This window comes from Inhella sp., assembly GCF_027532025.1.
Taxonomy (GTDB): domain Bacteria; phylum Pseudomonadota; class Gammaproteobacteria; order Burkholderiales; family Burkholderiaceae_C; genus Inhella.
In genome coordinates this window covers 1-11987 of record NZ_JAPZSY010000075.1, presented here as the reverse complement: position 1 = coordinate 11987, position 11987 = coordinate 1, and the positions used below count along the sequence as shown (strand labels likewise).

Annotated in this window: 12 protein-coding genes; 6 read left to right on the top strand and 6 right to left on the bottom strand. The window is 69.3% G+C overall.

Annotation, left to right across the window (positions count from 1 at the left end; genetic code table 11):
- A partial coding sequence (locus O9335_RS10645) for a hypothetical protein (RefSeq protein ID WP_298387680.1) occupies positions 1-1393 on the top strand: 1393 nt, incomplete at its 5' end.
- A gap of 154 nt (positions 1394-1547) precedes the next feature.
- Positions 1548-2018 (top strand): nuclear transport factor 2 family protein, encoded by a 471-nt coding sequence (locus tag O9335_RS10640; RefSeq protein ID WP_298387678.1) that lies wholly within the window; start codon positions 1548-1550, stop codon positions 2016-2018.
- On the opposite strand, the gene O9335_RS10635 is transcribed toward O9335_RS10640, so the two are convergent.
- The 5 genes from O9335_RS10635 to minC form a co-directional block, all read right to left on the bottom strand.
- Positions 1997-2263, bottom strand: a complete 267-nt coding sequence (locus O9335_RS10635; RefSeq protein ID WP_298387676.1) for a hypothetical protein — start codon at positions 2261-2263, stop codon at positions 1997-1999. The two genes, O9335_RS10640 and O9335_RS10635, sit on opposite strands and share 22 nt — an antisense overlap.
- A gap of 93 nt (positions 2264-2356) precedes the next feature.
- Complete coding sequence (locus O9335_RS10630) at positions 2357-3304, bottom strand: tRNA-dihydrouridine synthase family protein (RefSeq protein ID WP_298387683.1); 948 nt, start codon at positions 3302-3304, stop codon at positions 2357-2359.
- Between the two features lie 616 nt (positions 3305-3920).
- Positions 3921-4181, bottom strand: coding sequence for a cell division topological specificity factor MinE (gene minE, locus O9335_RS10625; RefSeq protein WP_298387674.1), 261 nt, complete (start codon positions 4179-4181; stop codon positions 3921-3923).
- Between the two features lie 13 nt (positions 4182-4194).
- Complete coding sequence (minD, locus tag O9335_RS10620) at positions 4195-5007, bottom strand: septum site-determining protein MinD (RefSeq protein WP_298387671.1); 813 nt, start codon at positions 5005-5007, stop codon at positions 4195-4197.
- A 20-nt stretch (positions 5008-5027) separates the two neighbouring features.
- Positions 5028-5765 carry a septum site-determining protein MinC gene (gene minC, locus O9335_RS10615; protein WP_298387668.1) on the bottom strand — a complete coding sequence of 246 codons (738 nt, stop codon included), beginning with the start codon at positions 5763-5765 and terminating at the stop codon, positions 5028-5030.
- Between the two features lie 769 nt (positions 5766-6534).
- Here minC and metG point away from each other — a divergent pair.
- From metG to O9335_RS10595, 4 genes are read left to right on the top strand one after another with little or no spacing between them, the layout of a single operon-like run.
- Positions 6535-8580, top strand: coding sequence for a methionine--tRNA ligase (gene metG / locus O9335_RS10610; RefSeq protein ID WP_298387666.1), 2046 nt, complete (start codon positions 6535-6537; stop codon positions 8578-8580).
- Positions 8581-8624: 44 nt separating this feature from the next.
- Positions 8625-10280: a SulP family inorganic anion transporter gene (locus O9335_RS10605; RefSeq protein WP_298387663.1), complete on the top strand. Its 1656-nt coding sequence runs from the start codon at positions 8625-8627 to the stop codon at positions 10278-10280.
- 11 nt (positions 10281-10291) lie between these two features.
- Positions 10292-10492: a DUF3460 family protein gene (locus O9335_RS10600; protein ID WP_298387660.1), complete on the top strand. Its 201-nt coding sequence runs from the start codon at positions 10292-10294 to the stop codon at positions 10490-10492.
- Positions 10492-11346 (top strand): ScpA family protein, encoded by an 855-nt coding sequence (locus O9335_RS10595; RefSeq protein WP_298387658.1) that lies wholly within the window; start codon positions 10492-10494, stop codon positions 11344-11346. Before O9335_RS10600 ends, O9335_RS10595 begins: the two co-directional genes overlap by 1 nt.
- Before the next feature lie 7 nt (positions 11347-11353).
- On the opposite strand, the gene O9335_RS10590 is transcribed toward O9335_RS10595, so the two are convergent.
- The coding region (locus O9335_RS10590) for a response regulator transcription factor (RefSeq protein WP_298387656.1) at positions 11354-11987 on the bottom strand (634 nt) is incomplete at its 5' end.

Sequence of the window (11987 nt, the reverse complement as noted above, 5' to 3'; positions counted from 1 at the left end):
CCCTGAGGACACGGTCTGTGAAGCACTCCCCCCCCCCCGCGTTTACCCTGATCGCGCCACCGGCGCTCGACGCAGCGCCCTGACCCTGGCCGCCGCGGCTTTGCTCGCCGCCTGCGGTGGCGGCGGTGGCGGCTCCAGTGCCCCCGCTCCCACGCCGGCTCCTCCTCCGGCTCCGGCGCCCGCTTCGTGCAGCGCCCAAGTGCTGACGCTCGGCAGTTGCAGCTACAACGCCCCGGTGCTCACCTCGGGCGGCTCGGCCTCGCTGACCACCACCACCACCGGCTACACCGGCTCGGCCACGGCCAGCTGCACCAATGGCACCGTGACCCTCACGGCCACCGCGGCCAGCTGCCAAAAGTCCGGCCCGACGGACGCCGACCTGGCCATCCAAACCCAGGTCCCCCCGCTGACCTACGGCGTGGAGAGCCCCGAACGGCTGTTCTTCGAGCACCTGAACACCCAGCGCGCCCAGTGCGGCTTCGGCCTGCTGGCGCAAAACACGGCGCTCGATCGTGCGGCCAAGGCGCATACGGACTACATCATGGAGCGAATCCTGGAGGGCACCGGCAACGACTTCACCGCCTTCCAGGCTTATCTGGCCAACCCGCACATCGAAATCCAGGGCAAGAGCGGCTTCACGGGCGTGTCGCCATTTGATCGAGCTAGCGTGACCGGCTACACCACAATCGGCGGCCTCACCGAGTCCGGCGCCATCCCGATTTTTGGGGTGTCGACTGAGGGCAAGACCGTGGGCGCCTCGGGCGCCGGGCTGTCGGCCGGGATGGGCCTGCTGGCCAGCGTCTACCACCTGCGCGCCATGATGGGCCCCTACCGCGAGGCTGGGGTAGGCCAGACGTTTGGCTTGGGCGCGGCGGCTCGCGGCACTGGCACTGTCTCCCCCACCTACATGGTGCTCGCCTACGGCCAGTACCCGCAGACCGCCAACACCCTGCGCAGCTACCCGTGCCAGGGCTCGACGAATGTGGAGTTTGACATGGGCGGTGAAATCCCCAACCCATATGTCGGCACACCGCTCTTTGGCACAGCCGTGGGACATCCCATCTACTTCACGGCGCCGCGCTCGGCAACCCGAATCCAGATCGAAAGCATCTCGATCGAGCCGATCAATGCGCCGGCTGGCACGGCCAGCTACAGCTTGGCGGCGGGCACGGTGCACCTGGTGACGCAGGCCAACGACCCGCACAAGCGGCTGAAGGCAACCGATGTGTTCGCGGTGGCCACCACGCCCATGCGGCGCAGCACGAGCTACCGTGTGCAGGGCCGCGTGCTGATCGACAGCACGGCGCAAAACGTGGACTTCACGTTCGCGACGGGCATTGGATACAACAACGCCGCGCAGGATCCGAAGTACCTGATCCCGGCGCCGAAGTGAACGGAGAGCGCCCGTCGTGGGTCGGGACGAAGGCGGCAGCAGGCGAAGCGCAAGCGCCGGTGGTCGCGAGACGCCGGCCGGGCAGGGGAAGCCATGCCCGCGCCGGGCCCGGTGGCGCGCTATGGTCAAGGCTGTTTGCCAGGAGCCCCTGCCCATGAGCCGTGCCACGATCGAACGCTTTTACGCCGCTTTCGCCCAACTCGACGGCCAGGCCATGCAGGCCTGCTATGCCGCCAACGCGCGCTTCGACGACGAAGCCTTCAGCCTGCAGGGCCGCGAGGCGGTGGGCGGCATGTGGCGCATGCTGTGCGACGTGACCCAGGCCAAGGGGCGCGATGTGTGGCGCCTGGAGGTGAGCGACATCACCGACACCAGCGCGCACTGGGAGGCGCATTACCGCTTCAGCGCCACGGGCCGCTTGGTGCACAACCGCATCGACGCCGCGTTCACCTTCGACGCCGACGGCTTGATCCTGACGCACCGCGACCGCTTCGACTTCTGGGCGTGGTCGCGTCAGGCGCTGGGCGCACCGGGCCTGCTGCTGGGCTGGAGCGGCTTCTTGCGCCAGAAGGTGCGCGCCCAGGCAGCCAAGAACCTGGCGGCTTACCGGGCCAAAAAGGGCTGAACGGGGCCGAGGCCCGCGCTGGGGTGGCCCGGCCGGGGCACGACCTGCGGCGCGCACAGCTGCCGCCCCACCATGGCGCGGGCAAACAGGTAGTTGGCCAGCTCGCGCTCGCTCAGGCCGTCCAGGCCGACGCGCCCGGCGGCATCGCAGGCGAAGGCGTAGCCGGGGCCCCCGTCGGGGCGGGCTGGCGCAAAGCGCAGCTCGTGGGTGGCGGTGCTGGGGGCGGTGGGGCTGAGCAGGTCCATGGCGGGCAGTTGCGGCCCCTCAACAGCGCGGGGCGGCGGTCAGTGTAGGAAGGCGCCCCCGGTGGCCAGCTGCACCGCCTTGGGGCGCCGCCCCTAATCCACCCCCAGGGGAACCCCGAGAACGGCGGCCAGTTGCGCCCCAAAGTCGTGCGGCGCGTGCACGGTGCGCAGGCGCAGGTAGGCGGCCTCGGCTTCGGGGTGGGTGCGGCGCAGGTAGTGCAGCCACTGTTTGACGCGCCCGGCTTGGTGCTTGGGCGCCACCTTGGCCTGCACGCGCTGCCAGTACGACCAGAGGCTGGGCGCCAGCGCGGCCCAGGCCAGCGCGGGCGGCCGCAAGCCCAGGTCGTGCGCCCGCAAGGCGGCGGGCAGGCCGGGGTCGGCCACGGCACCGCGGCCGAGCATGAGGTCGTCGCCATGGCTTTCGCGCCGGGCTTGCAAGGCATCGGCCAGCGTCCAGATCTCGCCGTTGGCCACCACAGGCACGGCCACGGCCTCGCGGATGCGGGCCACTTCGTGCCAGTGGGCCGGGGGCTTGTAGCCGTCGCGCTTGGTGCGGGCGTGCACCACCAGCCGCGCGGCGCCGCCATCGGCCAGGGCTTGCGCGCACTCGAGCATGCGCGAGCGATCGTCCACGCCCAGGCGCATCTTGGCGGTGAGCGGCACGCCGTTCGGCAGCGCCTGCCGCACGGCGCGGGCGATGGCGTGCAGCAGCTCGGGCTCGTCCAACAGAACAGCGCCCCCGCGGTGGCGGTTGACGCACTTGGCCGGGCAGCCGAAGTTGAGGTCGATGCCATCGGGCCGCAGGCCCGCCAGCCGCGCGGCGTTGGCGGCCAGCACGTCGGGCTCGGAGCCCAGCAGCTGCGGGTGCACTGGCACCCCGGCGGCGGTGGTGCCACCGGCCAGCAGCTCGGGCACGATGCGGGTGAACACGCGCCGGGGCATGACTTGGTCGGTGATGCGGATGAACTCGCTCACCGCGAGGTCCACCCCGCCCAGGGCGGTGAGCTCCTCGCGCAGCAGGTGGTCCAGCAGGCCCTCCATCGGCGCGAGCAGGATGGCGGGCGGCTTTTTCTTCAGGCTTTCTGTGGACAAGTCCGTGAATGAACGCTGGGGCGCGGCTTCAAGTGCTTGATCCATCAAGCGAAAAGCTGCCCTGCCGCAAAAAGCATCAGCCCATCGAGCGGCCTAGGAGTCTGCGCGGCAGAAGCCCAGGCCGGCGTGGCCCATGGTCCGGCGCAGGCTAGGAGCGACGCCGCCGTGGACTCGTGTCCACAAGAAGGAGCGACAACGCATGCGCCGGACCCAGGGACCACCCTTCGGGCCGAGCCCCGGGGGCGACAAGCGTCGTTGCCGGCTCCTGACGTAGCCCGCCACGCGGCGTCGCCAGCGCCTAGCCTGTCGCCCCCGGGATCTCGGCGACGGCCTGGGCTTCTGCCGCGCAGACTCCTAGCCGACCTCAAGCCGGGCGGCACTTCGGGTGACCGCGAGGCGCGGCACAGACCGAGGCCCCCCGGGCGCCGGGCCGCCCCAAGCCCGGGGCGCCCCCCTGGGGGGTGGCGGAGCGCAGCGGAGACTGGGGGCACTCCCGGGCGCCGGGCCGCCCCAAGCCCAGGACGCCCCCTCGGGGGGTGGCGGAGCGCAGCGGAGACTGGGGGCACTACTTCGCCTCAGGCAACTCGATCTTGACGGCCAAGACCTCGAAGTTGTCTTGCTGCTCGCGCTCGACCTGCACAGCCGATGGATCGACCTTGACGTACTTGCTGATGACGGCGATGAGCTCGGCCTTGAGCTGCGGCAGGTAGTCGGGCGTGCCGGCGTTGCGGCCGCTGCGCTCGTGGGCCAGGATGAGTTGCAGCCGCTCTTTGGCGACGCTGGCCGTCTGCTTCTTTTCGCCGAGAAAAAAGTTCAGGAACCCCATGGACGGCCCCCGATCAGCGGCTGAACAGGCGCTTGAAGAAGCCCTGCTTCTCGGCTTCGACGAAGCGCATGGGTTTGTCTTCGCCCAGGAAGCGGGCGATGACGTCCATGTAGGCCTCGGCCACGTGGGTGCCTTTCATCAGGATGGCGGGCACGCCCTGGTTGGAGGCCTGGAGCACGGCATCGCTTTCGGGGATGACGCCGATGAGCGGGGTGCGCAAGATGTCGTGGATATCGTCCAGGCTGAGCATCTGCCCGCCTTCGACCCGCGAGGGGTTGTAGCGGGTGATGAGCAGGTGCTCTTTGATGGGCTCGCGGCCGTCGATGGCGCGCTGGGTCTTGCTGCTGAGCATGCCCAAGATGCGGTCGCTGTCGCGCACCGAGCTGACCTCGGGGTTGGTGACGATGAGCGCTTCGTCGGCGTAGTGCATGGCCATCAGGGCACCGGTTTCGATGCCGGCCGGGGAGTCGCACACGATGTAGTCGAAGCCCATTTCGGCCAGCTCGTCCAGCACGCGCTTGACGCCTTCTTGGGTGAGCGCGTCTTTGTCTCGGGTTTGGCTGGCGGCCAGGATGAAGAGGTTTTCGTGCTGCTTGTCCTTGATGAGCGCTTGGCTGAGCTTGACGCCGTCTTGGATGACGTTGATGAAGTCGTACACCACGCGGCGTTCCACGCCCAGGATGAGGTCCAGGTTGCGCAGGCCGACGTCGAAGTCGATGACGGCGGTTTTCTTGCCGCGCAGGGCCAGGCCGGTGGCAAAGCTGGCGCTGGTGGTGGTCTTGCCCACCCCGCCTTTGCCGGAGGTGACGACGACGATCTTGGTCATGGGTTCGGTCTTCCGAAGGTTCAAAACTTGAGGGGTTCAAACACCAGGCGCTCGCCGTCCGCCGTGGCGACCAAGCGCACCTGGGCGGGCTTGGCCAGCACCTCGGCGGGCAGGGGCTTTTCGCTGGTGCGGAAGGTGCCGGCCACGGCCAGCAGCTCGGCCTCCAGGCTGTGCGCCCAGATGCGCGCGTCGGTGCGGCCCTTGGCGCCCGCAATGGCGCGCCCGCGCAGGGCGCCGTAAACGTGGATGTGGCCGTCGGCAATGACTTCGGCGCCGTGGCTGACGAGGCCCAGCACGACGAGGTCGGCGTCGCGCGCGTACACCTGCTGGCCGCTGCGCAGCGGGCGGTCGATGACCAGGGTGGAGACGGAGGCCGCGGCGGGGGCGGGCGGCGCGGGGGCCACCGCGGCCGCAGGCGGCTCGGCCGCAGCGGTGGGGGCCTCGTCGCTCCAGGCCAGGCCAGCGGCACGCAGGGCGTCGCGATCGGGTTCGGGAAGGTGGGCGGCGCCGATCACCGCCACGGGGCACAGGCGCCATTGGCGCAGCAAGGCCAGGAGGGCCGGCACCTCGAGCGGCGGGCCGGGGGGCAGCTCGCTGAGGTCCAGGCACAGGGCTTCGCCATCGAAGGCGGCGCCGACATCGCCCCAGGCTTGCCGCAGCTGCTCGGCCAGCTCGGCCCCGTCGCGGGTGCGCAGCGCCAGTTGCAGGGCGCTGACGTGGGTGGCTTTGAGGTCGATGCGGGGGCGGGCGGCGGGCATGCGCGAGGCGGTGGGGGCAGGCGGCGGGCGCAGGCACCCGGCAAGCGCGGAATTCTAGGCGGGCCCCCTCGGCCAGCCCGCCCGGCGCCCACCCCGCTTGCACGGGCGAGGCTCAGGACTTTCCCGAGGAGCCTCGCACTTACCCCCAAAACCGGGGCAACGCAAGAGCCCCACGCCGCCGCCCGTCCGGGCCCCGCGTCGCCCGCCCTCAGGCCCGGAAAACAGAGCTAAGTGGTTGATTGGCTTAGCGCAATTCCCGTTGCCCAAAAATGAGGCAAGTCAATGAGAGGCGCATGAATTCAAGCACTTTGGAGGCTCGCAGCCGGGTTGCCCACAAAGTTATCCACAGCAACGGTGAATAGCCCAGCCCGTCGCCGTGAATCAAGCACTTAGCCCCGAAGCCTGAAGTTTCCGCTGAAGTTGGCGGTGGGCTTGCGGACGTCAGCCGCCGGGCGGCGAAGCGCCGGGGCCTCGCCTCGGCGCCCCGCCCTGGGGCCGCCGGGGCTTGACTTGTCCCCAAAAAAACGCTTGCCACGTGCGCCGACCCTGTGGCATGCCCAGGGCCGGCCACCACCCGCCAAGTGCTTGATTCATATGGAGGTCGCTCGACACAGCCCGGGCCTTCAACGGGCAGACAAAGCCCTGAAATCAAGCACTTAGGCCGCGAATCCGTCGGTTTCCCACAAAGTTGTCCACAAGCCAGGCACGGCGTGCGGCGGGGACCTCCCTAGAATCGCGCCCCTCTGCCCGACACCCCCCGAGCCGCCCCATGACGCGCCGCCGCCTCTTCGTCACCACCGCCCTGCCCTACGCCAACGCGAACTTCCACATCGGGCACATCATGGAGTACACGCAGGCCGACATCTGGGTGCGCTTCCAGCGGTTGCAGGGGCACGAGGTGCACTTCGTCTGCGCCGATGACGCGCACGGCGCGCCAATCATGATCGCGGCCGAAAAGGCGGGGCTCACCCCCCAAGCCTTCGTGGCCAACATCGCCGCCGGCCGCCAGCCCTACCTGGACGGCTTCCACATCGCCTTCGACCACTGGCACAGCACCGACGCGCCCGAGAACCACGCGCTGAGCCAGGACGTCTACCGCTGCTTGCGCGACGCGGGCTTGATCGAGATCCGCGCCATCGAGCAGTTCTTCGACCCGGCCAAGGGCATGTTCCTGCCCGACCGCTTCATCAAGGGCGAGTGCCCCAAGTGCGGCGCCAAGGACCAGTACGGCGACAGCTGCGAGGTCTGCGGCGCCGTGTACGCGCCCACCGAGGTGAAGAACCCCTACAGCGTGCTCAGCGGCGCCACGCCGGTGCTCAAGACCAGCGACCACCACTTCTTCAAACTCAGCGATGCCCGCTGCAAGGAATTCCTGCAGCGCTGGACACATGAAGAGGGCCGCTTGCAGCCCGAGGTGCTGAACAAGATCAAGGAGTGGTTCACGGTCGATGAGGAGGGCAAGGGCGGCCTCGGCGACTGGGACATCAGCCGCGACGCGCCCTACTTCGGCATCGAGATCCCCGACGCGCCGGGCAAGTACTTCTACGTGTGGCTGGACGCCCCCATCGGCTACCTGGCCTCGCTCACCGGCCACTTCGCCAAGCTGGGCCAGGACGTGAACGCCTTCTTGGCCGACCCCGCCACCGAGCAGGTGCACTTCATCGGCAAGGACATCACCTACTTCCACACCCTGTTCTGGCCGGCCATGCTGCACTTCAGCGGCCGCAAAACGCCCGACCGCGTGTACGTGCACGGCTTCCTGACCGTGAACGCCGAGAAGATGAGCAAGAGCCGGGGCACCGGCATCGACCCGCTGCGCTACCTGGAGCTGGGCCTGGACGCCGAGTGGCTGCGCTACTACCTGGCCGCCAAGCTGAACGACCGCGTGGAAGACCTCGACTTCAACCCCGAGGACTTCATCGCCCGCGTGAACAGCGACCTGGTGGGCAAGTACATCAACATCGCCAGCCGCGCCGCCGGCTTCCTGGCCAAGCGCTTTGAAGGGCGCCTCTCAAGCACGCTGGGCGCCGACGGCGAGGCCGTCATCGCGAAGCTGCAAGCCGCCGCCCCGGGCCTGGCCGCGCTGTACGACGGCCGCGAGTTCGGCAAGGCGCTGCGCGAAATCATGGGCCTGGCCGACGCCGTCAACGAGTACGTGGACGCCCACAAGCCCTGGGAGTTGGCCAAGAAGCCCGAGGCCGCGGCCGAGTTGCACCAGGCCTGCAGCACCTGCATCGAGGCCTTCCGCCTGCTGACCCTGTACCTGAAGCCCGTGATGCCGGCCCTGAGCGCCAAGGTCGAGGCCTTCTTGCAGGTGGCGCCGCTGACTTGGGCCGATGCCAGCGCGCGCCTGGGCGCGCACGCCATCGGCGCCTTCACGCACCTGATGCAGCGCGTGACGACCGAGCAGGTCGAAGCGCTGTTCGCGCCGAAAGAGGCGCCAGCCCCGATCCCCGGCGGCGAGCCCATCGCCGCCGAAATCACCATCGACGACTTCGTCAAGCCCGACCTGCGCATTGCCAAGATCGTCAAGGCCGAGCGCGTGGAGGGCAGCACCAAGCTGCTGCGCCTGACGCTCGATGCAGGCGAAGGCCGCACGCGCAACGTGTTCTCGGGCATTGCTGGCGCCTACAAGCCGGAAGATCTGGAAGGCAAGCTCACCGTGCTGGTGGCCAACCTGGCGCCGCGCAAGATGAAGTTCGGCGTGAGCGAGGGCATGGTGCTGGCCGCCAGCCACGCCGACGAAAAGGCCGTGCCCGGCGTGTTCGTGCTGGAGCCGCACACTGGCGCCCAACCGGGCATGCGGGTGCGCTGACGCGGCGCAAGCTCGGCGTCAGCCGGCCGGGCTAGGCTGCGCGCATGGCTTGGCCCTTGCCCACCCACCCGTTCCGCCCACGCCTGAGGACCGTTTGGCGTGAGGCCCGCTGGTCGGACGTTGGCGCCGGGCTGACGGTGGGCGTGGTGGCCTTGCCCTTGGCCATGGCCTTCGCCATGGCCTCGGGGCTGGCACCAGCGGCCGGTTTGGTCACGGCAATCGTGGCCGGCGTGTTGATCTCCCTGCTGGGCGGCTCCAACGTGCAAATCGGCGGGCCGGCCGGGGCCTTCATCGTCGTGGTGTACGGCATCGTGGAGCGGCATGGCCTGCCGGGCTTGTGGGTCGCCACGCTGATGGCGGGTGGGCTGTTGTTCTTGATGGGCTGGTTCCGCTTGGGGGCGCTGGTGCGCCACGTCCCGGTCGCCATCGTCATCGGCTTCACCAACGGCATCGCGGTGCTGATCGCGCTGTCGCAAGTGCGGGACTTCTTGGGTCTGCAGGTGCCTGGGAAGATGCCGGCGGACTTGTTCGCACAACTGGCCACCCTGGCCCGCCATGCCGGCAGCTGGAACCCGGCCGCGCTGGGCTTGGGCCTGGGTTGCGTGGCCTTGCTGGCCCTGTGGCCCCGGCTGTTTGGCGAGCGCACCCTCTTGCCCAGCGAGTTCGCCCGCTCCAACGCCGCGCGCTCGGTGTCGCGCCTGCCCGGGCCCGTGGTGGCTTTGGTGATGCTCACGGCCTTGGCCACCGCGCTGCACCTGCCGGTGGAGACCCTCGGCACCCGCTTCGGCAGCATCCCCCACGCCCTGCCCAGTCCGGCGTGGCCGGCGATCGGCTGGGAGTCGGCCAAGCCCTTGATCATTCCCGCGCTCACGCTGGCGCTGCTGGGGGCCATCGAAAGCCTGCTGTGCGCCCGCGTGGCCGACAAACTGGCCCCCGAGTTGCCCCGGCACGACCCCAACCAAGAGCTGATGGCCCAGGGGCTGGCCAACATGGCCAGCCCCCTGATGGGCGGCATGCCGGCCACGGGCACCATCGCCCGCACCGTGACCAACATCCGCGCCGGAGCGCGCACGCCGGTGGCGGGGGTGGTGCACGCGCTCACCGTGCTGGCGGTGATGCTGGTCGCCGCCCCGCTGGCCTTGCACGTGCCCCTGGCGGTGCTGGCGGGCATCCTGGTCTTCGTGGCCTGGAACATGGGCGAATGGCACGAGTTCGCGCGGTTGCGCCATTTCACGGTGCAGTACCGCACCGTGTTGGTCGGCACCTTCGTGCTGACCGTGGTGTTCGACCTGACCGTGGCGGTGGAAATCGGCCTCGTGCTGGCTTGCGCGTTTTTCATCGTCCGCATGAGCCAGCTGTTCCGGGTGAGCCCATCGAGCAGGCACCTGCCCGAAGGCGTGCAAGGCTTCGAGCTGATGGGCTCGCTGTTCTTCGGCTCGGTGGTCAAGGTGGAGGCGCTGGCCGCGGCCATCGCTCCCGACACCCAAACGGTGGTGCTGGACCTGCACCGGTTGGTGCAGTTGGACACCTCCGGCCTGGAGGCCCTGCGCGAGTTGCACCAAGCGCTGCAACGCCGCGGCGTGGCGCTGGTGCTGGCCGACGTGAACGAGCAAGCCCTGAGCCTGATGCGGCGCGCCGGCTTCGCCGCCGAGCTGGGGGAGGCGAACTTCCTCCCTAAAATGATGGGTTCCCCTGTTTGACCGAGCCCGCCATGCCCTTGTTCTGGAAGCCCTACACCTCGGACGTTTCCCAACTGGTGGCCGAGCTCAAAGCCAAGAAGCCCACGCTAGAAGCCGAGCAGCGCGCCGGTCGCGCCCTGCTTTGGGACAAGAACCTGGACCGCCAGCAGCAGGCGCAATGGCGTGAGGCCCGGGTGCCGCAGCAGCCTTACGTCTACCAAAACAAGGGCTGATGGCCACGCCGGAGACGGTCGACCCGACCGTCCTCCCCCCGCTGCTGGCCGCGGCCGAACCGCAAGCCGTGGACGCCGTGGCCGTGGCCCGGCTGTACGGCGAGCCGCTGTTTTCGCTGCCGCAGGACCTCTACATCCCGCCCGACGCGCTGGAGGTTTTCCTCGAGGCCTTTCACGGCCCGCTGGACCTGCTGCTCTACCTGATCCGCAAGCAGAACTTCAACATCTTCGACATCCCGCTGGCCGAGGTCACGGTGCAGTACCTGGGCTACGTGGAGCAGATCCGCGAGCGCAACCTTGAGTTGGCCGCCGAGTACCTGCTGATGGCGGCGCTGCTCATCGAGATCAAGTCGCGGATGCTGCTGCCCGTGCGCAAGGCCGACGACGGCAGCGAGCCCGAAGACCCGCGCGCCGAGTTGGTGCGCCGCCTGCTGGAGTACGAGCGCATCAAGATCGGCGCGGCCCTGATCGACCAGTTGCCGCTGAAAGGGCGCGACTTCTGGGTGGGCCGGCTCGGTCAGGACGACAGCGCCGAGCCCCGTTACGAGGACGTGCGCCCCGAGGACTTGGCGCAGGCGTGGCGAGAGCTGCTGGGCCGCGCCAAGCTGCACCAGCACCACAAGATCACCCGCGAGCAGTTGTCGGTGCGCGAGCACATGGGCATCGTGCTGCGCCGACTGCAAGGCCGGCGCTACCTGCCGTTTGAGGGCCTGTTCGAGATCGAGCGCGGCCCGCAGGTGCTGGTGGTGACCTTCATCGCCACCTTGGAGCTGACGCGCGAGGGCCTGCTGGAGCTGACGCAGGCCGAGGCCTTTGCGCCCATCTACGTGCGTTTGAGCTACCGGCCGGGCTGAGCGTCGGTCATTCGTGCCATTGCGCCACCGCCAGCACGGCCTGCGTGCGGCTGCTGACGCCGAGCACCCGAAAGATGGTGGCCACGTGGTCTTTCACGGTGTCGGGGCCGATGCCGAGGTCGCTGGCGATGACCTTGTTGCTTTTGCCTTGCAGCAAGGCGCGCAGCACGTCCTTCTGGCGCGGGGTGATGGGCAGCTGATCCACCTGGGACCGCGGCGGCGCCGCCCAACCGGACGCCAGCGCGGTTGGGCGCGCGGCTTCGGGCATGAAGTCCTCGGCCCGCCGCCGCGGCGGCATCATGGGTTCGTCGCTCACCCGCATGGAGGGCACGTAGATGCCTCCGGTGATGACCAGCAGCAGCGCTTCCTTGAATTCCTCCGGCGCGCTGTGCTTGGGGATGAAACCCATGGCGCCGAGGTCGATGGAGCGGATGACCTTGGCCATTTCGTTGGACGCGGACAGCACCACGATGGGCAGCACGGGATGGCTCTGGCGGATGTCTTGCAGCAGGGCAAAGCCGTCGTGCTCGTGGTGCAGTTCCAGGTCGAGCAGCACCATGTCCAGTTGGGGCAGCCGGGCCAGTTGATCGCGCGCCTCGGGGGCACTTTGCGCGCTGTGCAGGGTCACCGGCGGCGTGAGC

Bases quoted from the DNA above. Each gene is read 5' to 3' on its own strand.
- O9335_RS10640 (WP_298387678.1), top strand. From the start codon at position 1,548: ATGAGCCGTGCCACGATCGAACGCTTTTACGCCGCTTTCGCCCAACTC.
- O9335_RS10635 (WP_298387676.1), bottom strand. From the start codon at position 2,263: ATGGACCTGCTCAGCCCCACCGCCCCCAGCACCGCCACCCACGAGCTG.
- O9335_RS10630 (WP_298387683.1), bottom strand. From the start codon at position 3,304: ATGGAGGGCCTGCTGGACCACCTGCTGCGCGAGGAGCTCACCGCCCTG.
- minE (WP_298387674.1), bottom strand. From the start codon at position 4,181: ATGGGGTTCCTGAACTTTTTTCTCGGCGAAAAGAAGCAGACGGCCAGC.
- minD (WP_298387671.1), bottom strand. From the start codon at position 5,007: ATGACCAAGATCGTCGTCGTCACCTCCGGCAAAGGCGGGGTGGGCAAG.
- minC (WP_298387668.1), bottom strand. From the start codon at position 5,765: ATGCCCGCCGCCCGCCCCCGCATCGACCTCAAAGCCACCCACGTCAGC.
- metG (WP_298387666.1), top strand. From the start codon at position 6,535: ATGACGCGCCGCCGCCTCTTCGTCACCACCGCCCTGCCCTACGCCAAC.
- O9335_RS10605 (WP_298387663.1), top strand. From the start codon at position 8,625: ATGGCTTGGCCCTTGCCCACCCACCCGTTCCGCCCACGCCTGAGGACC.
- O9335_RS10600 (WP_298387660.1), top strand. From the start codon at position 10,292: ATGCCCTTGTTCTGGAAGCCCTACACCTCGGACGTTTCCCAACTGGTG.
- O9335_RS10595 (WP_298387658.1), top strand. From the start codon at position 10,492: ATGGCCACGCCGGAGACGGTCGACCCGACCGTCCTCCCCCCGCTGCTG.